At 70.1% G+C, this 21,940-nt stretch carries 23 protein-coding genes; 12 read left to right on the top strand and 11 right to left on the bottom strand.

Annotated elements, in window-relative coordinates:
- Positions 1 to 150: 150 nt before the first annotated feature.
- The 3 genes from MYF83_RS20300 (at position 151) to MYF83_RS20290 (ending at position 2,539) form a co-directional block, all read left to right on the top strand.
- Positions 151 to 1,074 carry a helix-turn-helix domain-containing protein gene (locus MYF83_RS20300; protein WP_248962053.1) on the top strand — a complete coding sequence of 308 codons (924 nt, stop codon included), beginning with the start codon at positions 151 to 153 and terminating at the stop codon, positions 1,072 to 1,074.
- A gap of 2 nt (positions 1,075 to 1,076) precedes the next feature.
- Positions 1,077 to 1,733: an enoyl-CoA hydratase-related protein gene (locus MYF83_RS20295; protein ID WP_248962052.1), complete on the top strand. Its 657-nt coding sequence runs from the start codon at positions 1,077 to 1,079 to the stop codon at positions 1,731 to 1,733.
- A gap of 185 nt (positions 1,734 to 1,918) precedes the next feature.
- Positions 1,919 to 2,539: an L-threonylcarbamoyladenylate synthase gene (locus MYF83_RS20290; RefSeq protein ID WP_248962051.1), complete on the top strand. Its 621-nt coding sequence runs from the start codon at positions 1,919 to 1,921 to the stop codon at positions 2,537 to 2,539.
- A gap of 87 nt (positions 2,540 to 2,626) precedes the next feature.
- On the opposite strand, the gene MYF83_RS20285 is transcribed toward MYF83_RS20290, so the two are convergent.
- Both MYF83_RS20285 and MYF83_RS20280 read right to left on the bottom strand, forming a co-directional pair.
- Complete coding sequence (locus MYF83_RS20285) at positions 2,627 to 3,901, bottom strand: MFS transporter (RefSeq protein WP_248962050.1); 1,275 nt, start codon at positions 3,899 to 3,901, stop codon at positions 2,627 to 2,629.
- Positions 3,902 to 4,200: 299 nt separating this feature from the next.
- Positions 4,201 to 4,827 carry a TetR family transcriptional regulator gene (locus tag MYF83_RS20280; RefSeq protein WP_248962049.1) on the bottom strand — a complete coding sequence of 209 codons (627 nt, stop codon included), beginning with the start codon at positions 4,825 to 4,827 and terminating at the stop codon, positions 4,201 to 4,203.
- A 133-nt stretch (positions 4,828 to 4,960) separates the two neighbouring features.
- Between MYF83_RS20280 and MYF83_RS20275 the strand changes: the two genes are divergently transcribed.
- Positions 4,961 to 5,878: an oxidoreductase gene (locus MYF83_RS20275; protein WP_248962048.1), complete on the top strand. Its 918-nt coding sequence runs from the start codon at positions 4,961 to 4,963 to the stop codon at positions 5,876 to 5,878.
- A gap of 103 nt (positions 5,879 to 5,981) precedes the next feature.
- Here the strand turns inward: MYF83_RS20275 and MYF83_RS20270 are convergent, their stop codons facing one another.
- Complete coding sequence (locus MYF83_RS20270; protein ID WP_248962047.1) at positions 5,982 to 6,890, bottom strand: class I SAM-dependent methyltransferase; 909 nt, start codon at positions 6,888 to 6,890, stop codon at positions 5,982 to 5,984.
- A 461-nt stretch (positions 6,891 to 7,351) separates the two neighbouring features.
- On the opposite strand from MYF83_RS20270, the gene MYF83_RS20265 reads away from it, so the two are divergent.
- The 6 genes from MYF83_RS20265 (at position 7,352) to MYF83_RS20240 (ending at position 11,523) form a co-directional block, all read left to right on the top strand.
- Positions 7,352 to 7,543, top strand: coding sequence for a hypothetical protein (locus MYF83_RS20265; RefSeq protein ID WP_248962046.1), 192 nt, complete (start codon positions 7,352 to 7,354; stop codon positions 7,541 to 7,543).
- 10 nt (positions 7,544 to 7,553) lie between these two features.
- Positions 7,554 to 8,657: a Gfo/Idh/MocA family protein gene (locus MYF83_RS42900; protein ID WP_279339808.1), complete on the top strand. Its 1,104-nt coding sequence runs from the start codon at positions 7,554 to 7,556 to the stop codon at positions 8,655 to 8,657.
- Positions 8,658 to 8,993: 336 nt separating this feature from the next.
- The gene (locus tag MYF83_RS20255; protein WP_248962045.1) at positions 8,994 to 9,590 is read left to right on the top strand and encodes a DUF6230 family protein; all 597 of its coding nucleotides are present in this window, start codon (positions 8,994 to 8,996) and stop codon (positions 9,588 to 9,590) included.
- Between the two features lie 128 nt (positions 9,591 to 9,718).
- Positions 9,719 to 10,129, top strand: coding sequence for a DUF6114 domain-containing protein (locus MYF83_RS20250; protein WP_248962044.1), 411 nt, complete (start codon positions 9,719 to 9,721; stop codon positions 10,127 to 10,129).
- A gap of 53 nt (positions 10,130 to 10,182) precedes the next feature.
- On the top strand, positions 10,183 to 11,187 hold the full coding sequence (locus tag MYF83_RS20245; protein WP_248962043.1) for a DNA polymerase ligase N-terminal domain-containing protein: 1,005 nt from the start codon (positions 10,183 to 10,185) through the stop codon (positions 11,185 to 11,187).
- 186 nt (positions 11,188 to 11,373) lie between these two features.
- A complete protein-coding gene (locus tag MYF83_RS20240; RefSeq protein WP_248962042.1) occupies positions 11,374 to 11,523 on the top strand; it encodes a hypothetical protein in 150 nt (49 codons plus the stop codon).
- On the opposite strand, the gene MYF83_RS20235 is transcribed toward MYF83_RS20240, so the two are convergent.
- Positions 11,518 to 11,997 (bottom strand): phospholipase, encoded by a 480-nt coding sequence (locus tag MYF83_RS20235; protein ID WP_248962041.1) that lies wholly within the window; start codon positions 11,995 to 11,997, stop codon positions 11,518 to 11,520. The genes MYF83_RS20240 and MYF83_RS20235 overlap by 6 nt on opposite strands.
- Before the next feature lie 145 nt (positions 11,998 to 12,142).
- On the opposite strand from MYF83_RS20235, the gene MYF83_RS20230 reads away from it, so the two are divergent.
- A complete protein-coding gene (locus MYF83_RS20230; RefSeq protein WP_248962040.1) occupies positions 12,143 to 14,026 on the top strand; it encodes an AfsR/SARP family transcriptional regulator in 1,884 nt (627 codons plus the stop codon).
- A gap of 144 nt (positions 14,027 to 14,170) precedes the next feature.
- The gene (gene glnII / locus MYF83_RS20225; protein ID WP_248962039.1) at positions 14,171 to 15,184 is read left to right on the top strand and encodes a glutamine synthetase; all 1,014 of its coding nucleotides are present in this window, start codon (positions 14,171 to 14,173) and stop codon (positions 15,182 to 15,184) included.
- Positions 15,185 to 15,321: 137 nt separating this feature from the next.
- Here glnII and MYF83_RS20220 read toward each other — a convergent pair whose 3' ends face one another.
- The 7 genes from MYF83_RS20220 to trxA all read right to left on the bottom strand — a co-directional run bounded on the left by MYF83_RS20220 (position 15,322) and on the right by trxA (position 21,740).
- Positions 15,322 to 15,981: an ATP-dependent Clp protease proteolytic subunit gene (locus MYF83_RS20220; RefSeq protein WP_248962038.1), complete on the bottom strand. Its 660-nt coding sequence runs from the start codon at positions 15,979 to 15,981 to the stop codon at positions 15,322 to 15,324.
- 41 nt (positions 15,982 to 16,022) lie between these two features.
- A complete protein-coding gene (locus MYF83_RS20215) occupies positions 16,023 to 16,589 on the bottom strand; it encodes an ATP-dependent Clp protease proteolytic subunit (RefSeq protein WP_248962215.1) in 567 nt (188 codons plus the stop codon).
- Positions 16,590 to 17,059: 470 nt separating this feature from the next.
- Positions 17,060 to 17,749 carry a response regulator transcription factor gene (locus MYF83_RS20210; RefSeq protein WP_248962037.1) on the bottom strand — a complete coding sequence of 230 codons (690 nt, stop codon included), beginning with the start codon at positions 17,747 to 17,749 and terminating at the stop codon, positions 17,060 to 17,062.
- A gap of 102 nt (positions 17,750 to 17,851) precedes the next feature.
- Entirely contained in the window at positions 17,852 to 18,973 is a 1,122-nt protein-coding gene (locus tag MYF83_RS20205; RefSeq protein WP_248962036.1) for a sensor histidine kinase, read from the bottom strand.
- Between the two features lie 31 nt (positions 18,974 to 19,004).
- A complete protein-coding gene (locus MYF83_RS20200; RefSeq protein ID WP_248962035.1) occupies positions 19,005 to 19,493 on the bottom strand; it encodes a hypothetical protein in 489 nt (162 codons plus the stop codon).
- Positions 19,494 to 19,583: 90 nt separating this feature from the next.
- Positions 19,584 to 21,263 carry an FAD-dependent oxidoreductase gene (locus MYF83_RS20195; RefSeq protein WP_248962034.1) on the bottom strand — a complete coding sequence of 560 codons (1,680 nt, stop codon included), beginning with the start codon at positions 21,261 to 21,263 and terminating at the stop codon, positions 19,584 to 19,586.
- Positions 21,264 to 21,305: 42 nt separating this feature from the next.
- Complete coding sequence (gene trxA, locus MYF83_RS20190; RefSeq protein ID WP_248962033.1) at positions 21,306 to 21,740, bottom strand: thioredoxin; 435 nt, start codon at positions 21,738 to 21,740, stop codon at positions 21,306 to 21,308.
- Positions 21,741 to 21,940 lie beyond the last annotated feature (200 nt).

Below are 21,940 nucleotides of genomic sequence, written 5' to 3'. Positions count from 1 at the left end.
GCGGCCATGGTGAACGGTCCCCCCGCCCGTGCGTGACCCGCGCGAGCCGCGGGGATCCCGGGGGCGGCTCCGGCGCGAGGGGCTGTTATGGAGCGGGTGCTCTGTTATTGTGGCGGGGTGCCTCGGCCTCGGATTCATGACCTCGATCGGTTGCTGGACGTCGCCGAGCGGCTGGTGGCCGACGGCGGGCCGGAGCGGCTCACGGTACGAGGGCTCGCGGCGGCCTCCGGGGTGTCGAACGGCGCGATCTATCACGCGTTCGGGTCGCTGCCGGCGCTGCTCGGGCGAGTGTGGCTCAGGGCGGCGGGCGATTTCCTGGATCTGCAGGTGGAGCTGGTCGACGCAGTGCAGGCCGAGCCGGCCGACGCTGTGCGGGCCGAGCCACTCAACGCGGTGCAGGCGAAGCAGGTTGACGCAGTGCAGGCCGAGCCGGCCGACGCTGTGCGGGCCGAGCCACTCAACGCGGTGCAGGCGAAGCAGGTTGACGCGGTGCAGGCCGAGCCGGTCGTCGCGGTGCGGGAAGACGGGCGCGAGGCGGCTGTCGCGGCGGTGGTGGCCGCGGCCGGGGCGCCGGCGGTGTTCGCCGACCGGCGGCCCGCGGCGGCGCGGATGCTCATGGAGATCCGCCGCGACCGGCTGCTCGGCCCTGAGGTGCCGCAGGAGCTGGCCGAGGCGATGTTCGCGCTGGACAAGCGGCTGGTCGCACTGCTGGTCCGGCTGGCGCGGGCGCTGTGGGGCCGGGCCGACGGGGCGAGCGTCGAGGTGGTGACGCTGTGCGTGGTCGACCTGCCGACGGCCGTGTTCCGCCGGGCGCTGACCGCGCCGTCCATGGACGGCGGAGTTGTGATCGGGGCCGACAGCCGGGAACGTCTGGAGGCCGCGGTCCGCGCGGTCCTCAGCCTCCCACCGCCACCCCCGCGAGTTGGGCGGGCGGCCCCGCCCGCCGCCACCCAGCAAAGTGAGCAACCCTCTCCATCCGCACAGGGTGAGCGACCCGTCCCACAAGGTGAGCCGCCCCTCCCCTCCGCCCCCTCCGCACAGGGTGAGCGGCCCGTCCCTTCTGGAAAGGATTGATCATGCCGGAGCTGCGTCAGGAGGACGGTGTCTTCGTGCTGGACCTCGGGGACGGGGAGAACCGTTTCTCGCCGGACTGGATGAAGAGCGTCCATTCCCTACTGGACACCGTCGTCGACCACCCTGGACCGGCCGCGCTGGTCACCGTCGGGCAGGGCAAGTTCTTCTCCAACGGGCTCGCCCTGGAGTGGCTCGCCGGCCACGGCGACCAGCTCATGCCTTATGTCGCGGACGTACAGGCCCTGCTGGCCAGGATGCTCACCCTGCCCGTCCCGACGATCGCCGCCATCAACGGGCACGCGTTCGGCGCCGGGGCGATGCTCGCGATCGCCCACGATTTCCGGATCATGCGGGCCGACCGCGGCTACTTCTGCTTCCCCGAGGTGGACATCCACATCCCCTTCTCCGCCGGCATGGCCGCGCTGATCCAGGCCAAGCTGACCCCCGCCGCCGCGGTCGCCTCGATGACCACCGGGCGGCGCTTCGGCGGCGTCGAGGCCCGCGACCTCGCGCTGGTAGACGAGGTCGCGGACGAAGCCGGCCTGCTCAAGGCCGCCGCGGAACGGGTCCGGCCGCTGGCGGGCAAGGACCGTCCCACGCTCGGCACGATCAAGTCGACCATGTACGCGACCGCGGTGACGGCGCTCTCCACCCGCTGAAGCCCTGCCGAGCACGCCGCTCGCAGTGCACCAGAGATCAGGGAACGCCATCGCCGCCTTCGCCCAGGAGCGCGGCGTAGGAGTCCTGGTTGGAGCCATTGTTGTAGTACCCGATGAACCGCGCAGCGCGCGGATCGCGGGTCAGGGGGCGTGGCGCCGGAGCGATCGCTTCTAAGCTCCCATGCATGGCAAAGTACTTCGACGTGCATCCGGACAACCCGCAACCTCGGGTGCTCCGTCAGGTGGCAGACATCGTCCGTGCGGACGGGCTGATCGTGTACCCGACCGACTCGTGCTTCGCACTCGGCTGCCGAGTGGGCAACAAGGAGGGCATCGACCGGATCAGGGAGATCCGCCAGCTCGACAGCCACCACCACTTCACCCTGGTGTGCAAGGACTTCGCTCAGCTCGGCCAGTTCGTCCACGTCAGCAACGCGCTGTTCCGCTCGATCAAGGCGGCGACTCCCGGCAGCTACACGTTCATCCTGCCTGCGACGAAGGAGGTGCCGCGCCGGTTGATGCACCCCAGAAAGCAGACCGTCGGCGTCCGGATCCCCGATCACGTCGTCGCGCAGGCGTTGCTGACCGAACTCGGCGAACCGTTGCTGTCGAGCACCCTGCTCCTGCCCGGCGAGACCGACGCCATGACACAAGGCTGGGAGATCAAGGAAAGGCTCGACCACGTGGTGGACGCCGTGATCGACGCCGGTGAGTGCGGCGCCGTGCCGACGACGGTCATCGACTTCTCACAGGACGAACCGGAGATCCTCCGCAGAGGAGCAGGAGACCCGTCCCGTTTCGAGTAAACGATCGCGGTTGGAGTCCACCCGCCGGCGCCGGTGTCGAGGCGGCTCGACGCCGGCGGGCTCTCGTCCTATCGGCGGGGTCCCTGTTCAGGCGGTACGCAGGGGGCGCCAAGCGATTGCCGTGATAATGGTCATGGCGGCTGCCGCCGCCCAGAACGGGGTGGTGATCGTCACCGTCTGGGCGATCAGGCCACCCAGCAGTGAACCTGCCGCCGCACCGCCCACCTGGATGAACGCGTAGACGCTGCCGACTCGGCCGCGCAGTCCGTCCGGCACCTCCCTCTGGAACCGGGTGGCCACGATGATGCCCCAGTTCACACTGTGCAGGCTGAAGATGGTCAGGATCATCGCCGCGACCAGTGGCTCCGTGGTGGCGGCCAGTACGGCGTGGGTGACGATCTCGACGATCAGGCCGCCGCGCAGCAGCACCGTGGCCCGGAACCTGGCCTGCAGCCTGGTGGCAAGCGCGCTGCCTGCCAGACCGCCGGCGCCGAACGCGGTGAGCAGCAGGCCGTACCCGACCTCGTTCAGGTCCAGCCGCTGCTGGGCGTAGAGCGCGAAGACCGCGAACGGCGCGCAGAAGGCCACGTTGGCCATGCCCATGCTCATCGCGAGGGTCCGGAGCAGCCGATGCCGCCACAGCCAGCGGATCCCGGCGAGCATGTCCTCACGTACGCTGCGCCGCGCCACCGTGGGCTCCGCCGATGAGACGCGTGTGCCGCCGTCCGCCGTGGACTCCGGCGAGGAGATGCGTGCGCCGTCGTCCGCGGCCGGCCCTGGCGGGGGGATGCGTACGGCTGAGGTCAGTGCCGCCGCGATCAGGAAGGTGAGCGCGTCGGCGGCGAACGGAAGCGTCGCGCCGGCCGCGAACAGCCACCCACCCAGCGGCTTGGCCAGGATCTGGTTGCCCAGGATGGTGGTGGCTGTGAGCCGGGAGTTGGCCGAGGTCAGTTGCTCCGGTGCGACCGTGGCGGGTATCAGCGCGGAGAACGCCGTATCAGCGAGGGTCTCACCGACGCCGAGCAGGAAGAACACGATGTAGATGAGCGGGACCGAGACGGTGGAGGTGGCGATCGTCGCTGCCAGTACGGTCAGCGCGAGGCCGCGAAGCACGTTCACGACAATGACGAGACGACGGCGGTCGAGCCGGTCGACGTAGACGCCGCTGAACAGGGCGATGATCACCCAAGGCAACTGCTGGGCGAGCGCGGCTCCCGCGACGCTCGCGGGGTCGTTGGTGAGTGCGGCGACGAGCAGCGGTCCTGCCGCCATGGTGATGCCGTCGCCGACGTTGGACACCGCCGAGGCGGTCCAGAGCTTGGAGAAGTCCGCGCCGAGTCGCACGGACAGGAGGGCACGCAAAACAGAGCTCCTCAGCAAAGGAAGCGGTCAATGGGCCGGAGACCGCCTCGCGGCGAGGAGCGTCAGCCTGCTTGCTAGCGGGCGCGCCCTCGCGTCGAAGCGGTGGCCGTGACCTTGCTCTGCTGCATCACTACCTCCAGGCGCGGACCAACATCACCGGAAGGCTAACCGGGGCCTACCACCTGAGTCACCTGATTTGCCGCACGATGGCCGGCCGCGTGTAAGACCGGTTCGGCTGACGCCGGCGGTCGATGCCGTCCGATCGGCTGAGATCGGCTGAGATCGGCCCCGACACGCCCCTACTCGGGGTCGATCATCGTGAGCGTGTGGGCGACGAGGGCGAAGGCCTCGTCGAGGAGATCGGCGAGAGCGGACTTTCCGTCACCGGCCGCCCAGTGGGCCAGGGCGATGTCGAACGCGTCGAGGGCGACGGCGGCCGTGAGGGCGGGACGCAGGTCGGTGTCCGGGTCGAGTGCGGCGCGGCGGCCCAGCTCGGCGGCGAGTTCGGCTTGCCACCGAGCCTTGCGTTCCAGGTAGCGGGCGTGCAGCGCGGGGGTGCCCAGCGTGAGCCGGACCAGCGACAGCGACTTCGCGGGGAAGGCCGTGTAGGCGTCCACGAAGACCGACAACGTGTGCCGCAGGGCCACACCGGCCGGTTCGGCCGCCGGGCGGGCGGCCAGCCCGGTGCGGAGGCAGGCGCCGAGGTCACCGATGAACTCGATGATGACGTCTTCCTTGGACTTGAAGTACCGGAAGAACGTCCGCTGCGACACGCCCGCGGCGGCGACGATCTGGTCGATCGTGGTGTTCTCGAAGCCCTGAACCGCGAGCAGTTTCAGGGCGGCCGAGGACAGTTCGTCGCGCACGAGCCTCCGCTTGCTCTCGGCGAGGCTCGATGGTCGTCCGGGCTGCCCTGGAGGTGTCACGGCGACCACCATACCGAGGTGAGGCAGCAAGGACCGCACTCTCAGGCAGACTCTGTCATGATTGACAGTTTCTGCCAAAGCGTCGATATCATGTGACGGCAGCAGGACGCCGCCCAATACGTGAGGGATCATCGTGGAACGCTGGACAGCGGACAACATTCCAGACCAGACCGGCAGAACCTTCATCGTGACCGGGGCCAACAGCGGCCTGGGCCTGGAGACCACCCGGGCGCTCAGCCGCCGCGGCGCGCGGGTCATCATGGCGGTGCGCAACCTGGACAAGGGCCGGCAGGCGCTGGACGACCTACGTGCCGAGCAGCCCGAGGCAGCGCTCGACCTACGCCACCTCGACCTCTCCGACCTGGACTCGGTGCGCTCCTTCGCCGAGACGGTCATCGCCGACGGTACGCCGGTGGACGTGCTGGTCAACAACGCCGGGATCATGATGTGCCCGCGGTCGCTGACGAAACAGGGGTTCGAGCTGCAGTTCGCGACCAATCACCTGGGACATTTCGCACTCACCGGCCTGCTGCTCGGCACGATGAAAAGCGGCTCAGACGCGCGAGTGGTCACCATCAGCTCGACCTTGCACAGGCGCGGGTCCATCAACTTCGACGACATCAACAGCGAGCGCAAGTACTCGCCGATGGGGGCGTACGCCCAGTCGAAGATCGCCAACGTCCTCTTCGCCCTGGAACTGGACCGTCGGCTGCGCGCCGCCGGGAACCCGGTGAAGAGCATCCTCGCCCACCCGGGCTACACGGACACGAACCTCCAGTCCAGCGGCCCGACCGGCCTGCTCAACCTGCTGATGAAGGTGGGCAACCGGCTCGCGGCGCAGGACGTCCGCATGGGGGTGCTGCCCCAGCTGTACGCCGCCACCGATCCGGACGCTGCCACCGGCCAGTTCATCGGCCCGGATGGTCGCAATGAGTCCAGGGGCTATCCGACGCTGGTGGTCCCCATCGAAGCGGCCAAGAACCCCGAGACCGCCAGACGGCTCTGGACCCTGTCCGAGCAGCTCACCGGCGTCCGCTTCGACCTCGGCTGACTCGGCTGACTCCGCTGACTTGGCTGACTGGACGTCCGTGGGACTTGGCGTCGGGCGGCTGTTACCTGAGCCGGCCTCCGCCGGTCGGCCGGAGGCGGCGTGCTCAAGCGGTGCCGGAGGCGATGAGGGCGGCGGCGGGGAGGTCGGCGTGGCCGTCGCCGGTCAGGTACGGAATGAGGATCTCGTGGTACGCCTCCTTCACCCGCTCGATGGTGGCCGGGTTCTGGCGGGCGATCACAGCGGCGGTCCGGGCCGTTCCGGTGAGGATGGCGGTCCACCAGGCGTCCGGATCGACCCGATGCCGCCACTCCAGGAGTTCCACGCGTACCTGGGTGAGGCCGGCACTCGCGAGCAACTCGGCGAAGGGCTCGGGCTGGGCGTACACCTGGAACGGGGCCGTCTGCGGAACGTCGGCGGGGCGCGGCAGGCCCACCAGGGCGACCGCCTCGTCGAAGACGACAGTGGCGCGCATCGCCGGGTAGAACCAGCAGCTCAAAGCCACCCGGCCGCCCGTTCGGACCACCCGGCGGATCTCTCGCACGGCGGCGGGCGGGTCACCGACGTGGTTGATGACGAGGTTGCCGACGGCCGTGTCGAACTCGCCATCCTCGAACGGGAGGACCGGCAGGATCGCGTGCTCGACCCATATCCCCGGGAGGCGCCGGGCTGTGGCCGCCACCATCTCCGGTTCGGCGTCGGCGGCGGTGACGACCGCGCCGCGGGCCAGGGCCGCCGCGCTCACGCCGCCGGGGCCACAGCCGATGTCCAGGACCCGGATCCCGGCACCGACCTGCGCCGCGTCAAGGAGCGGCCCCACAATCTGACCGGTGATCTGCGCGACCCCTCGGCCGTACGCCTCACTACGGCCCCGCCACCCGGCCCGCTCGAACGCGTCGAACTCGACGGCCTGCTGCCCGGCCACGTCGCCCTCGACGACCTTCTGAGCGGTCACGTCGCCGTCGACAGCCTTTTGATCGGTCACGTCGCCGTTGACAGCCTTTTGATCGGTCACGTCGCACTCAACAGCCTTCTCCGTCTCCGGCTCCATGCCGCCCAGTATCGCCCGCCCTCCTCGCCCACGAACATCCCGATCGTGCTGTATCCCCCGACTTCACACCCCACTCCCGCTCCCCTACGCGGCGCTCGGGGTGCGCCTTTGTTCTCCGTGCCAGTGCGCGCCCTGCGGGCCGTCGTCGCGTCGGGCGTCAACCTCTACGCCCACAGCCAGGAGATGACGCTGGCCGCTCTTCGAGGGACGAGCCGCTGTGATTCCGTTTTGTCCGCTGTTAGGCAATGATTCTTTCCGGCCGGGCGAAAGTCCGGCGGACGCCGGGTGGGGCGCCGGCGGTACGCGACTCGGAAGGACGGGGTGCTCGTGCGGACTGGTCCGCTGGGAGCCACGGGGCCGGCGGTGACGCCCTTGTGTGTCGGGACGAGCCCGCTGGCGAGCATGCCGGGCTCTACGGCTACGAGATGAGCGCGGAGCGCGCGGTCACAATCATGCTCGAGGTGTTCGAGGGTCAGATCAACTTCGTGGACACCTCGAACGGGTACGGCGGCGGCGACAGCGAGCGGCGCATCTGCGGCGCCGAAAGAGGACTGGCTGGGATGACGCGGCTCCGGTCCGAGCCAGGCCGCCGGCCGGTTCGCCATATGGCCATATGAGGGGAAAATCATGAGTAGGCAGGCAGCAGGTCGCTTCGGCCTGGTGGGGAGCGGGTGGCGGTCGGAGTTCTTTCTGCGGCTGGCCAGGCAACTGCCGGAGCGGTTGTCGGTGTCGGGAGTGGTGACCCGGACGGCCGAACGAGGTGCCGAGGTGGAGTCCCGCTGGGGGGTGCCGACGTTCCGCTCGGTCGGGGACCTGCTCGCCGCGGAACGCCCGGAGTTCGTCATCCCCTCGGTGCCGTGGCCGGTCACCCCGGAGGTGACCAAGGAGCTGGTGGCGTCCGGCGTCCCGGTGCTGGCGGAGACTCCGCCGGCGGCCGACCTGGACGGGCTGCGCGACCTGTGGGCGGCGGTGGGCTCCAGCGGCCTGGTGCAGGTGGCGGAGCAGTACCTGCACATGCCAGGGCACGCGGCGCGGCTGGCGCTGGTCCGCGAGGGGGTGATCGGCGAGGTGACCTCGGTGCAGATGTCCTCGACGCACCTGTACCACGCCGTGTCGGTCATCCGGCACCTGCTCGGCGCCGGTTTCCAGGACGCGACGGTGAACGCGCGCTCGTTCACCGCGCCGCTGGCCGACCCGCTGTCCAAGGACGGCTGGACGGGTGGCGCGACGCCGAAGGACATGGCGACCACGATCGCCACCCTGGAGTTCCCCGCGGGGATGGGGCTCTACGACTTCACCGACAACCAGTGGTGGAATCCGCTGCGCGCGCGCCGGATCGTCATCCGGGGATCGCTGGGTGAGATCGTGGACGACCGGGTCGTGCGCCTGGTCGATCCGAGCACGCCCGTGGAGTCGCACCTGATCCGGCGCCAGACCGGGATCGACCTGAACCTCGAAGGCTTCGACCTGGACCACATCTCCTTCGACGGCCGGGTGGTCTACCGCAACGAGTACCAGGGTGCGCGCTTCTCGGAGGACGACCTGGCCGTCGTCTCGCTCCTGTGCCGGATGACGGCGTGGTGCCGGGGGGACGCGCCGGAGCCCTACTCCCTGGCCGACGGCTGCCAGGACCACCTGATCAGCCTGGCGATCGGCGAGTCCCTCCGCACCGGGACGAGCGTCACCACCGGCGCCGAGGCCTGGACGCCGGAGGAACCGGCGGGTAGCTAGCGCCGGTGTCGGGGCCCAGTGGGGTCCGTCCTCCTGACCGCCTCCGGGAACCGTTCCGACCCGCGCGGGACCCGCTCCGGCACCGGGTGACCGGCGCCGGAGCGGCGGGAGCGGCGGGAGCATCGGGAGAGGCGATTCATGCCGTGCGCCGCGGCGTGTCAAGCGCCCTGCCGTGGCGGTCCCTATTTCACGGACGCGACTCTGATCGGCGCAAACGTACGGTGATGTCCGGCGTGGCCGGTTGATGAGCGGGGGGAAAGATCCTCATAGTCGCTTCGAAGCCGTGCGGATCGCCGGCAGGCGTCCGTCACCGAGCAGGCGATATGAGGTGTGACCATGCGTGAACAGGGTCGCGTGCGGTGGAAGCGCTTCGCTTTGCTTTTCGTGCCCGCGACAGTGGTGGCGACGTTGCTGGTCGGCGCCGCGGTGCAGGGCGCCATCGGCGCTTCGTTCGTCGTCGCGGGAACACCGATCAAGATCTCCGCCAGCCTGATCAAGGCGCTGGGGGTCGTCGAGTTCGGCAGCACCGTCGAGATGAAGAACGGCAAGGTGATCCCCGTGTACGTCGTCGGCGCTCGGCGCGTGGAGACGTTCGACCTCTGCCAGAGCGTCAAGTTTCCCACCCCCCTGGGGCCGGTGACCCTCAAGACCACCGCCGGTGATCAGGGCGAGCCGGTGACCAGCGAGCATCAGGTCACCAAGGCGCTCATGATCGCGGGGGATACCACCTACACCGACCTCGAGGTCGGCCGGGACGCCAGCACCTTGGACACCGTTCCCGGCATCACCGGACCGCCAGGGACCTTCGGCCAGCAGTCGACCACGGTGGTCACGCGGAACTCCAGGCAGATCCTGCTCGCCCTGAGCGCCGCCAAGATCACTCTTCCGGACAGCAGGTTGCGCGTTCTGGTCGGCGATCACCCGTGCTTCTAGTCATCGAAGAATCTCACCGCGAGCACAACCAGGATCGCGACGACGAGCACAGCCGGGATCGCCGCCAGGAGCGCGGCCGGGAGCCAGGCGCATCCATACTCGCCCCGCGCCCGAAAGGACGGAGGAACGTGAAGTCGTGGCGGCGCTCGCGGCCGTTCTGGGGCGGGCTGATCATCGTTGTGGCCGGGGTCGAACTGCTCAGCATCCCGTTCACGCTCGATGCCATCACGCTGATCATTCGCTCGCCCCAAGCAGGGCTGACGTACCTGCTCTCCATCACGATGATCATGGTGGGCCTGCTCATCCTGTTCCAGCCGGCGCAGCGGGTGTTCCTGGGCGTGGTGGCCATACTGCTGTCCATCATGTCGGTGATCTACGCCAACATCGGCGGCTTCCTGATCGGGATGATCCTCGGCCTGCTCGGCGGCGCCCTGACCGCCGCCTGGACTCCCATCCCCGAAGCGGACCCGCCCGCCGGCGCCCCGGCGGATCGGCACGAGCTTCCCGCCGACGGGCACGCGGCGATGGGGGAAAGCTAAGCGCCGGTCAGGTGGCGGGTGCGTCACCACTGGAGTATGGGTACGAAACGGCAATGTCGCCCGACAAGCTGGACCCCTACCGGAGCAAGCGCGACGCCGCCCGCACGCCCGAGCCCGTGCCCGAGCCGGGTCCGCTCCCGACCGGGCATGACGACACCTTCGTGATCCAGGAGCACCACGCGCGCCGCCTGCACTGGGACCTGCGTCTGGAACGCGACGGCGTGCTGGTCTCCTGGGCGGTGCCGAAGGGCCTGCCGCTCGACCCGAAGACCAACCACCTCGCCGTGCACACCGAGGACCACCCGCTGGAGTACGCCACGTTCGAGGGCGAGATCGCCAAGGGCGAGTACGGCGGCGGCCTGATGCTCATCTGGGATCGGGGCACCTACGAGACGGAGAAGTGGACCGACCGCGAGGTCAAGGTGGTCCTGCACGGCTCGCGGGCCGCCGGCCGGTACGTGCTGTTCCCGACCAACGGCAAGAACTGGATGATCCACCGGATGGACCCGGCGCCGGAGGACGCGCTGCCGCCCGCGAGCGAGCTGCGCCCGATGCTCGCCGAGGAGCGCAAGCGTCTGCCGCGCGACCAGGAGGCGTACGGCTTCGAGTTCGACCTCGGCGGGACGCGGGCCCTGGCCGTCCTCGGCGACGGGCGGGCGCGCTTCGTCGGCGCGGACGGCGCGGCGCTCTCCCTGGAGGATCATCCGGGCCTGGAAGGTCTCGGCAAGAGCATCTGGGGCCTGCCCGCCGTGCTCGACGGTCAGATCGCGGAGATTGGCGGCGCCTCCATCTACATGATCTTCGATGTGCTGCGCCTGAACACCGGGGACCTGCTCGGCAGGAGTTACCAGGACCGGAGGCGGACGCTCGACCATCTCTCGCTCCGTGGCCCGCACTGGCAGCCGACCCCGTGGTTCCCCGGCGACGGGAAGTCCGTGCTGAAGGTCGCCAAGGAGCAGGGCATCCCCGCCGTCCTCGCCAAACGCCTCGACAGCCCGTACCTGCCCGGCGTCCGCTCCCCATTCTGGGCGCGCGTTTCCCTGAAGCCCGCCGGCTGAACGACCGGCGGGCCTGACCCACTCCAGGGAAATCGCGGAGATATTTTTTCGCCTCCCCTTCATCGCCTGTGGAAAAGCGCAGGCCGGGGACGTGTTCCGCCGCGGAAAAAGGCCCGTGAACGCCCTTGCCGGCGGCATGCCGAAACGCGTTCTCGCAGGTAGCGGAGAAATGTAAACGCGACGTTCATGTTTACGCGACGGCGGGCAGACGAGGTGCTCGGCATGCTGGACCTCGAACCGCTGGCGGCCCGCAAGCCGGGCACCCTCTCCGGCGGGCAGCGCCGCCGCCTTGGCCTGGGGCACCCGCACGATGCGGCGCGGCATCTGACCTCATGAGCCGCCGAGGTTGCGCACCGTCGTGTAGTAGACGTCCGCCGTGCGGCGGCAGATCACGCCCTTGTACGACTGCAGCCCGCTGTACTTACGGCAGACGTCGTACATGTCGTCCTTGAAGTTCAGGTCGATCTGTCCGCGAGCATCCTCGTTCATTCGGCCCTGCCGCTTGTAGTTGCGGGAACCGAAGTCGTGACGCTGGCAGGAGGGCAGGAAGTTGAACCCTTCCGGCTTGTCCGGCGCCCAGGAGCAACCGTCCGAAGACCAGTCGAGCTGGTCGGCGTACGGCTGTGCGGCCCGCGCACTGAGGAAGCTCTCGATGGAGACCTGGAAGATGTACTCGTCGGTCTTCGCCGCGAGCTCGGCGGAGGACAGCTCGGCGTAGGCCGGGGACGCGGTCAGCAACCCTGAGGTGATGGCGGCGAAGACGATGGAAAGCCCCGCGACACCGTGTCGTACACCCTGTCGTACCCCCATGGAATGCACCCTTCTCGAGCCGCGCGAGCGGTGATCAACTCATCGATCTGGATCATCCACGAGGTGCCTGGAAGGAATCTGGATTAAATTTGAAGCGCCATTTTCAAGCGCTATGTCGCCTTTGGCGGATTAACGGGGAGTAGCGGTGTTCCAGCTGCTGGGGCCGGTCGCGTGGACGGTGGACGGCCGCGTGGTCGATCTCGGGTCGGCCAAGCAGCGGACGGTCCTCGCCGTGCTGCTCACCGACGCCGGACGGCTGGTGCCCTGGTCGGCGCTCATCGACCGTGTCTGGGACCAGGCCCCGACGACGGACGCCCGGAGCGTCCTTTACACCTACGTCAACCGGATCCGCCGGGTGCTGGAGCGGGGACCCCCGGCCAGGGAGCAGGCGGCGGCACTCGTGCGCCGGACCGGCGGGTACGCGCTCGAAGTGGAGCTCGAATCGGTGGACCTGCACCGGTTCCGCAGGCTCGTTCTCGCCGCCTACGACCACAGGCGTCCTGACCCCGAACGGTCAGAGCTGCTCAGGGAGGCACTAGGCCTGTGGGCGGGGACCGCGCTCGCCGATCTTCCCGGGGCGTGGGCGGCGCGGATGCGCGAAAGCTGGAACCGGCAGCGGCTCGACGCCGCCGTGCAGTGGGGCCGCGCCGAGCTGCGGCTGGGCCGGCCGGACCGGGTGCTCGCGCCGGTCGGGGAACTGTCGTCCGAGTACCCGTTCGCCGAGCCGCTCGCCGGGGTGCTCATGCGGGCGCTCGCCGCGACGGGCAGGGACGCCGAGGCGCTGGACCATTACGCCGTCGTCCGGGCCCAGCTCGTCGACCGTCTCGGCACCGAACCCGGCCCGGAGCTGCGCGAGATCCACCAGGCGATCCTCCGCGGCACCCTCCGGCAGACCACCGGCGGTGCGGCCGGCCAAGCCGGCGGCACCGCTGGGCACTCCGGCGGTGCGGCCAGGGATATCGGCAGGAGGTGGGCGATCCCGGCCCAGTTGCCCGCCGAGGTACCCGGCTTCGTCGGCAGGGACGCCGAGCTGGCGGAGCTCTCCCTGTTCCTTCCCGCGAAGACCAGGCGGGCGGGCGGTGCCCGGCCGACGATGGCCGTCGTCACGGTGTCCGGCACGGCGGGAGTGGGCAAGAGCGCCCTCGCCATCCGGTGGGCGCACCGGGCGCGCGAGCACTTCCCCGACGGCCAGCTCTACGTCGACCTGCGTGGCTACGCTCCTCGGCAACCGGTGTCGGCCGCCGGCGCGCTGGCGGGGTTCCTGTCCGCCCTCGGCGTGCCCTCGCGGGACGTACCGGCGAACCTGGACGGGCGGTCGGCGCGCTACCGCACCGAGCTCAGTGGCCGCAGGATGCTCATCGTGCTGGACAACGCGTCGTCGGTCGAGCACGTCCGCCCGCTCCTGCCCGGCACGCCGTCATGCGTGGTCGTGGTGACCAGCAGGGACTCCCTGGCCGGCCTCGTCGCCCTGCACGGCGCGCACCGGCTGCACCTCGACCTGCTCGCCCCCGCCGACGCCGCCGCGCTCCTGCGCACCCTCATCGGCGCGCGGGTCGAGGACGAACCCGAGGCCGCCGCCGTGCTGGCCGGCCAGTGCGCGCGATTACCGCTGGCGCTGCGCGTCGCGGCCGAACTGGCCACCGCACGCCCGGCCGGCACTCTGGCGGATCTGGTCACCGAACTGGCCGACCAGCGACGGCGGCTGGACCTCCTCGACGCGGGCGGGGATGCCCACGCGGCGATACGGGCGGTCTTCTCCTGGTCCTACCGGCGCCTTCCCGCGGACGCCGCGCGCGCGTTCCGGGTGCTCGGCCTGCATCCCGGCCCCGACCTGGACGCCCACGCCGCCGCCGCGCTCATCGGGGAAGGGCCGGAGGAGGCGCGCCGTCTGCTCGGCGTGCTGGCCCACGCACACCTGATCGGCCCCGGCGGCCGGACCGGCACGTACGCCATGCACGACCTCCTGCGCGCCTACGCGGCCGACCTCGCCCGCATCCACATCGGACGGCATCCCGGACGGGGTACCTGACCAGGCATGATGTGTGAGGAACGCCACTCCGGCTCGTGCACGATTTCACATGGCGTTCATAAACGGGCAACAGCTTCGAAACGGCTGGTTGACAATCTCGGCGTTGCGGACACGTGTGGAGTCTGACCTGCTGAAGGGATCGTCGTGACCTACAAGGCCGAGTACATCTGGATCGACGGCACCGAGCCCACCGCGCGGCTCAGGTCGAAGACCAGGATTCTTGCCGATGGAGCCGAACTGCCGATCTGGGGCTTCGACGGCTCCAGCACCAACCAGGCACCGGGCAAGGCGTCCGACTGCGTGCTCAAGCCGGTGTTCACCTGTCCCGACCCCATCAGGGGCGGTGACAACGTCCTCGTCCTGTGCGAGGTGCTGCTCACCGACATGACGCCGCACCCGACCAACACCCGCGCGGCGCTCACCCCGATCGCGGAGCGCTTCGCCGACCAGGACTCCTGGTTCGGCATCGAGCAGGAGTACACCTTCTTCAAGGACGGCCGCCCGCTCGGCTTCCCGGTCGGCGGCTTCCCCGCCCCGCAGGGCTTCTACTACTGCGGCGTCGGCGCCGACGAGGTGTACGGCCGCGAAGTCGTCGAGGCCCACCTCGACGCCTGCCTCGAGGCCGGTCTGGCGATCTCCGGCATCAACGCCGAGGTCATGCCCGGCCAGTGGGAGTTCCAGGTAGGCCCGGCCGGGCCGATCGCCGTGGCCGACCAGCTCTGGGTCGCCCGCTGGCTGCTGTACCGCATCGCCGAGGACTTCGGCGTGTCGGCCACGCTCGACCCCAAGCCGGTGAAGGGCGACTGGAACGGCGCGGGCGCGCACACGAACTTCTCCACCAAGGCGATGCGTGAGGGCTACGACCCGATCATCACCGCCTGCGAGGCGCTCGCCCAGAAGGCCCAGGAGCACGTCAAGGGGTACGGCGCCGACATCGAGCACCGCCTCACCGGCATGCACGAGACCGCTCCGTGGAGCGAGTTCAGCTACGGCGTGTCCGACCGCGGCGCGTCGGTGCGCATCCCGTGGCAGGTCGAGGTCGACAAGCACGGCTACATCGAGGACCGCCGGCCCAACGCCAACTGCGACCCGTACGTGGTCACCCGCCTGATCGTGGGCACCTGCTGCGCCGCCCTGGAGAAGGCCGGCCAGGCCTGACGCCGGGCAGTCCGGATCTCATGGCGATGGCGCCGTCTCGTCGAGGGTCTCCTCGGCGGGCGGCGCCTTCGCCGTTTCGTGGTGCCGGTCGCCTCAGCGGACCAGGGCCGGCGCCTCAGCGGACCAGGGCCGGCGCCTCAGCGGACCAGGGCCGGGGTGCGCTTCCTGTTGGAGAAGACGTCGTCGATCAAGCCGTAGGCCTTCGACTCGGCGGCCGTGAGGATCTTGTCCCGTTCGATGTCGGCGCGCACGCTCAGCTCCGTCCGGCCGGAGTGCCTGGCGATGAGCTCCTCCAGGAGCGAGCGCATCCGCAGGATCTCGCGGGCCTGGATCTCCATGTCGCTGGAGGGCCCGAAGCTGCCCTCCATGGCCGGCTGGTGGAGCAGGACGCGCGACTGCGGCAGCGCCCCCCGCTTGCCCGGCGTGCCGGCCGCGAGAAGGACGGCCGCCGCGGAGGCCGCCTGGCCGATGCAGACGGTCTGGATCTCCGGGCGGACGAACTGCATCGTGTCGTAGATCGCCGTCATGGCCGTGAACGACCCGCCGGGCGAGTTGATGTAGATGCTGATGTCACGATCGGGGTCCAGCGACTCCAGGGTCAGCAACTGGGCCATCACGTCGTTGGCCGAGGTGTCGTCGATCTGCACGCCGAGGAAGATGATGCGGTCCTCGAAGAGCTTGTTGTACGGGCTCATCTCCTTCACGCCGTAAGACGTGCGCTCCGTGAAGGTCGGCATGATGTACCGGCCGTGGATGGGCGCGACACCTCCGAGGGCCGGGCGTCGGTTTTCAGGCATGGCGGTTCCCTTCGTCGTCTGTGGTCATCGCCTGCACGAGGTCAGGAGACCGGGCCGGCGGAGGAGACCAGGTTCGCGCTGCCCACGACCTGGTCCACGAAGCCGTAATCCTTGGCTTCCTGGGCCGTGAACCACCGGTCGTGGTCGGAGTCCTTCTCGATCTGCTCGAGCGGCTGGCCGGTGTGGAAGGCGATGCGCTCGGCGAGCAGCTTCTTCGTGTAGAGCATCTGCTCGGCCTGGATCTTGATGTCGGACGCCGTGCCGCCGATGCCGCCGAGGGGCTGGTGCATCAGGATGCGGGTGTGCGGCAGCGCGTAACGCTTGCCCGCGGTGCCGGCGCAGAGCAGAAACTGCCCCATCGACGCGGCGAGGCCCATCGCCACCGTCGAGATTTCATTCGGGACATATTGCATGATGTCGTAAATGGCCATGCCCGCTGAGACGGAACCGCCCGGCGAGTTGATGTAAAGGAAAATGTCCCGCCTGGCGTCCTCGGCGGAGAGCAGCAGCAACTCCCCGCAGATCTTGTTCGCGATCTCGTCGTCCACTTCCTGGCCGAGGAAGATGATGCGCTCGCGCAGCAACCGCTGCCCGATGGGGTCGAACAGCGCGGCCGGGGGTGTCTCGACGGGGCGCGAGGCGGCCTGGAAGGTCGTCGCGAAGGGGTCGCGGAAAGGACTGCTCGGGGTCACCGCTGTCACCTGCTCCCAGATGGGTCGTCTGCTCGCCGCGGTATTACCCGCGACGAAATACGACTTCCACCGTGCCAGGAATCCCGACCGGCTGACACCTTTTTCACTGTCGGCACATTTTCACTGAAGGCGAATTCAGCTTTAAACGTATTCCGCTTACAATGAATTTTCCTTGACATCTTTATCTTCGACGAGTCTTGAGGTCCTCCCCGGATCTCCTCCGGAAGCGTGGCCACCGGCAAGATCTCATCCTGCTCGTAGTCCACCTCCGGCATGGTCGCCATGCTCCACCGGCTCCCGGACGCGCCCTCGCGCCTGCGTGCCGGTCAGGTCTGGTTCGCGCCGGTCAGATGTGCTTTTGGGCGGTCAGGTGTGGTCTGTGCTGGTCAGAGGTCTGCCAGGCCCTGGCGGTAAGCGTACGCGACGGCCTGCGCTCGGTCGCGCACCCCGATCTTGGCGAAGAGGTTGTTGATGTGCGTCTTGACCGTGGCCTCGCTGATGAACAGGTCCGCCGCGATCTCGGCGTTGGACCTTCCCCGCGCCATGATCCGCAGTACCTCGGCCTCCCGCCGGGTGAGGCCACCGGGCACATCGCCCGGCCCTCTACCGCCGCGATGCCCCGCTTCGGAGCCGCCGGTCGTACCTGTAGCGGCCGGCGGGGCCATGGTCTCCAGGAGGCGGCGCTGCACGGACGGGTCGAGCTGGGCGCCGCCCCGCATCACGGTTTCGACGGCCCGGGCGATCTCCTCCGCCTCGGCGCTCTTGGTGAGGAATCCCCGGGCTCCCGCCTGGAGTGCGGCGAACACCGACTCGTCGTCGGAGTAGGTGGTGAGGACGACCACCTGGGTGTCCGGATAGGCCGCCCGGACGCGCCTCGTCGCCTCGACGCCGTCCATCCTCGGCATTCGCAGGTCCATCAGCACCACGTCCGGCCGCTCGGATTCGACCAGCCGCAGAGCCGCCTCGCCGTCGCCGGCCGAGCCGACCACCTCGATGCCGGGCAGCAGCCCGAGCAGCAGCGTGAGCCCTTCGCGCACGACCGTCTGGTCGTCGACCACCAGCACCCGGGCGGTCACGCGGCCCTCATCCCTACGCGGGCGGCCATGTGCGCCCCGTCCGCACACAGGGCGGTCATGCGGACCCCGTCCGCACGCCGCCGGTCGGCACGAGCCCGTTCGTCATGCCCGCGCACCGGTCACGGGCAGGCGCAGGCGGACCCGGAAGCCGCCGTCCACCGCTCCGGCCTCCAGCTCGCCGCCGAGCAGCTCGGCCCGTTCCCGCATCCCCACGAGGCCATATCCTCCACCCGGGGTCCCAGGCGTGTCACCGGCGGGGTTGGTGACCTCCAGCTCGCACCCCCGGTCCTCGGCGCACAGCCGTACGGCCGCCGCCGCGCCCGGCGCGTGACGGCGGACGTTGGTGAGCGCCTCCTGCGCGGTGCGGATCACCGCGAGCTCGGCCTCGGGGGCGAGGCGGCGCTCGGCGCCGGTCACGGTGAGCGTGCACTCCTCGCCGGTCGTGGCCCGGAACTCCTCGGCGAGGACCTTGAGCGCCTCCGGCAGCGGCGGGATGTCCTCCCGCAGCGCGGAGACGGCCCTGCGGGCCTCCTCCAGGCCGCTCTTGGCCAGGTCCCTGGCCCGTTCCACCCGGTCCAGCGCCTCCTGCGGGCGGTCGGCCCGCAGGAGCAGGCGCGCACCTTCCAGGTGGACGATCTGCGCGGACAGGGAGTGGGCCAGGATGTCGTGGATCTCCCTGGCGATCCTCGCCCGCTCGGCGAGCACGGCCTCCCTGTCCTCGGCGTCCTTGGCCGCGCGGCCCTGCCGGATCGAGTAGGCGAACAGGAACACCACGCACGCGCTGACCGCGAGGCTGAGCTCCTGGTCCCAGTGCCCGCCGGCCATGCCGACCACGATCAGGCCGGCGAGGGTGAGCAGCCCTACGGGGAGGGCCCTGAGCAGCGGATACCTGATGGCGGCCGCTCCCACCGCGAAGAGCAGGGCGGCGATGGGGGGCTTGCTGTCCGGAGACGCCACGAGGAGCGTGAGCGAGGCCAGCGTCACCGTGCCGAGCCTGACCGGGATCCCGAGCACCGTCTTCGGCGACGACGCATTGGGAGCACCGCGCCGGGGCGCGGCGCCCAGCAGGCCGGCGACCGTCAGCGTCAGCCCCGCGTCGAGCATCCCGCGGCCGGTGAGGGGGAATCCCGGGTTCTGCCCGGCCTGGGCCGCCACGAAGGCGATGACCAGCAGGATTCGCGAGGGCGCCGCGATGGTCGCCGTCCGCCCTCGCAGTCCCGCCATGCTGTGAAACATACCGACAAGCCGGCGGTACTCAGACTCCGGCGGGGACGGAGGCCGCACCGGAGGCGGAGAGCGCGCGAGCACGCCGGGCGACGAGCAACGCCTGCGCGCCGATGGTCACGCCGACGAAGAGCAGCATGGCGGTCGGGGCGGGCGCCATCCCGAAGGCCCGGCCCACGACGTAGAGGGCGATCCGGGCGACCATGGACGCCAGCCAGCCGAGCAGCGTCCAGACGGTTCCCCCGCACCATGTCACCCCCTTCTCGTCGCGCCACACGCGTACGGTCGCGGCGCGCAGGAAACCGAAGGCGACGGCGCAGGCGAGGTCCACGGCCATCAACGCCACGCTGAGCGCCAGGTCGCGTGTGTCGATGAGACCGCCGGACAGCAGCCCTACCGCGATCATGATCAGGGCGAAGATCTGCAGGCCGTAGCCGGTCGCGACCCGGATCCTCATCTGGCGGTAGACCACGAAGGCGGTCACGGCGATCGCCAAGGGGGCGGTTTCGATGGGGTTCATGAGTTGAACAGTAGAAACGCGCGCGCCTGGAGGGATCGGCGCAGCGGTGGACATCGGTTTCTCCACCCCTGGGTGGAGAAACCGCCTGCGTCACAGAGGCGGCAGTCCGCCGGTCTCGAGGTGTTCGTGGACGAGGCGGACGGCCATCGCCCCCTCGCCCACCGCCGAGGCGACGCGCTTGATCGACCCGCTGCGCACGTCCCCCGCGGCGAAGACGCCGGGGCTGCTGGTCTCCAGCAGGAACGGCCTTCCCTCCTTGGCCCACCGCTCGCCGTCGAGCCCGGCGCGTACGGCGTCGTGCCCGGTGAGGACGAATCCCTTCTCGTCCAGCACCACGTCGCCGGCCAGCCACTGAGTGTGCGGCACGGCGCCGATGAAGACGAAGAGCGCCTTGGCCTCGATCTCCCGCCGCTCCCCTGTGCGGTTGTTCTCGGCGATGACCCCCTCCAGCACCCGCTCGCCGACCAGCTCCCGCACCTCGGTGTTTAACAGCACCTGGACGCCGGGGTTGCGCGCGATCTCGTCGATGAGGTAGCGGGACATGTCCCGGCTCAGGTCGTCCGAGCGCACCAGCAGCCGGACGATCGCGGCGTGCCGGGACAGGAAGACGGCCGCCTGGCCGGCCGAGTTGCCCCCTCCGACCACGACCACGGGGTCGCGCAGGCACATCTGCGCCTCGAACAGGGTCGCGGCGTAGTAGACGCCCTCGCCCTCGAACCGCTCCAGGCGCGGCACGTCCAGCTTGCGGTAGCGCACCCCCGTCGCGATGATCACTGCGTGGGCGCTGACCTCCTTGCCCTCATCCAGGCCGACCACGTAGTACCCCTCACGCCGGCCGAGCGAGAGGGCCTCGGCCGGCACCGAGATGTGCGCGCCGAACTTCTCCGCCTGGACGACGGCCCGGTCGGCGAGCTCCCCTCCCGAGATGCCGGAGGGGAAGCCGAGGTAGTTCTCGATGCGCGAGGACGTCGCCGCCTGCCCGCCGGTCGCCACGGAGTCGATCACCACGGTCGCGAGCCCCTCCGATGCCCCGTACACGGCGGCGGCCAGGCCGGCCGGTCCCGCGCCGACGATGATGAGATCACCGACGATCTCCCGCGCGAGCGGCGTGCACAGGCCCATCACCCGTGCCAGCTCGGCGTTGGAAGGGTTGCGCAGTACGTGCTCGCCTCGCAGGATCAGGATCGGGGTGTCCTCCGGCCCGAAGCCGAGCTGGTCGAGCAGCCTCTCGGCGTCCTTGTCCTCCTCCAGGTCGATCCACTTGTGCGGCAGGCGGTTGCGCGCCGCGAACTCGCGCAGCCGCCGGGTGTCCAGCGAGTACCGCGACCCGATGATCCGGAACCCGGCCCCGAGCTCGATCAAGATGCTGCGGCGGATCAGGTAGGCCCGCAGGATCAGGTCGCCCAGCACGGGGTTGCCGCTGACCAGGGCGCGCAGCTCCTCCACCGGCACCGCGAGCACTTCGCCCGCTTCGCGCACCACGGCCCGGAGGAAACCGGGCTGGCCGGTGAGCAGGCCCAGCTCGCCGAGGAACCGGCCGCGGCCGTGGACGCCGAGCACGTGCTCCTCCTCGCCGTACGGCTCGACGGTCGCCACGGTGCCGGAAACGACCACGTAGAAGGGCGCGTCGCGTTCTCCCTCCTGGAAAAGGACGTCCCCCACCCGCGTGGACCGTAGCTCGCCGTGGTTCGCGAGCATCGCGATCATCTGCTCGCTCAGCCGGGGATAGGCCCCGTAGAGGTCCGGCGTCTCCTGTGTCCGCTCGCTCATGCCGTCCCCGTTCCTGTGCCCGTCCGCCCGTACCCGGGATGCTCAGGCGGCGCGCAGGGATTCGTCGATCCACGCGCGCAGGACGGGGGCCGGGGCGGCGCCCGCGCGCTGGGCGACGACCCGGCCGCGCTTCATGACCATCAAGGTGGGCACGGCCTGGACGCCGAACCGGTCGGCCAGCTTGGGCGCGTGGTCGATGTCGACCTTGACCAGCTTGATCTTGCCCGCCATCTCGCCCGCGAGCTCCTCCAGGACGGGGCTCACGGCCCGGCACGGGCCGCACCAGACCGCCCACAGGTCCAGGACGACCGGAATCGCGGCGGCCTCCACGACCTCGGCGAAGTCGTCGTCGCCGGCCTCGGCGATCCACGGCAGCGGCTCGTGGCAGTTCCCGCAGCGCGGTTTGCCGTCCGCGGCGGCGGGCACCCGGTTCTGGTGCCCGCACACGCGGCATTTCACGACGGTCGAGGATGACATCGCTTGGCCTCCCCTCTTGGTGCGCGCCGGCACGCGTGGACGCGCCGGATCAGTACGCGGCGCTCCGGCCGGAGGCCGCCTGCTCGGCTTCCTCGTCTGCCGGGTTCTGGTAGGAGACGGTGATCTCGCCGCCGGACTCGTCGACCCGGATGACGGCCCCGTCACGGACGTCCCCGGCGATCAGGGCGCGCGCCACGCGC

The sequence above is a fragment of the Sphaerisporangium perillae genome, assembly GCF_023276435.1.
Classification (GTDB): Bacteria; Actinomycetota; Actinomycetes; order Streptosporangiales; family Streptosporangiaceae; genus Sphaerisporangium; species Sphaerisporangium perillae.
The sequence above is the reverse complement of the archived record's forward strand: the minus strand, read 5'-3'. Positions and strand labels throughout refer to the sequence as shown.

What these genes read in the sequence shown, in the direction of transcription:
- MYF83_RS20295 (WP_248962052.1), top strand. Translation starts at nt 1,077, where the DNA reads ATGCCGGAGCTGCGTCAGGAGGACGGTGTCTTCGTGCTGGACCTCGGG.
- MYF83_RS20290 (WP_248962051.1), top strand. Translation starts at nt 1,919, where the DNA reads ATGGCAAAGTACTTCGACGTGCATCCGGACAACCCGCAACCTCGGGTG.
- MYF83_RS20265 (WP_248962046.1), top strand. Translation starts at nt 7,352, where the DNA reads ATGAGCGCGGAGCGCGCGGTCACAATCATGCTCGAGGTGTTCGAGGGT.
- MYF83_RS42900 (WP_279339808.1), top strand. Translation starts at nt 7,554, where the DNA reads ATGAGTAGGCAGGCAGCAGGTCGCTTCGGCCTGGTGGGGAGCGGGTGG.
- MYF83_RS20255 (WP_248962045.1), top strand. Translation starts at nt 8,994, where the DNA reads ATGCGTGAACAGGGTCGCGTGCGGTGGAAGCGCTTCGCTTTGCTTTTC.
- MYF83_RS20245 (WP_248962043.1), top strand. Translation starts at nt 10,183, where the DNA reads ATGTCGCCCGACAAGCTGGACCCCTACCGGAGCAAGCGCGACGCCGCC.
- MYF83_RS20240 (WP_248962042.1), top strand. Translation starts at nt 11,374, where the DNA reads ATGTTTACGCGACGGCGGGCAGACGAGGTGCTCGGCATGCTGGACCTC.
- MYF83_RS20235 (WP_248962041.1), bottom strand. Translation starts at nt 11,997, where the DNA reads ATGGGGGTACGACAGGGTGTACGACACGGTGTCGCGGGGCTTTCCATC.
- MYF83_RS20220 (WP_248962038.1), bottom strand. Translation starts at nt 15,981, where the DNA reads ATGCCTGAAAACCGACGCCCGGCCCTCGGAGGTGTCGCGCCCATCCAC.
- MYF83_RS20205 (WP_248962036.1), bottom strand. Translation starts at nt 18,973, where the DNA reads ATGGCGGGACTGCGAGGGCGGACGGCGACCATCGCGGCGCCCTCGCGA.
- MYF83_RS20200 (WP_248962035.1), bottom strand. Translation starts at nt 19,493, where the DNA reads ATGAACCCCATCGAAACCGCCCCCTTGGCGATCGCCGTGACCGCCTTC.
- MYF83_RS20195 (WP_248962034.1), bottom strand. Translation starts at nt 21,263, where the DNA reads ATGAGCGAGCGGACACAGGAGACGCCGGACCTCTACGGGGCCTATCCC.
- trxA (WP_248962033.1), bottom strand. Translation starts at nt 21,740, where the DNA reads ATGTCATCCTCGACCGTCGTGAAATGCCGCGTGTGCGGGCACCAGAAC.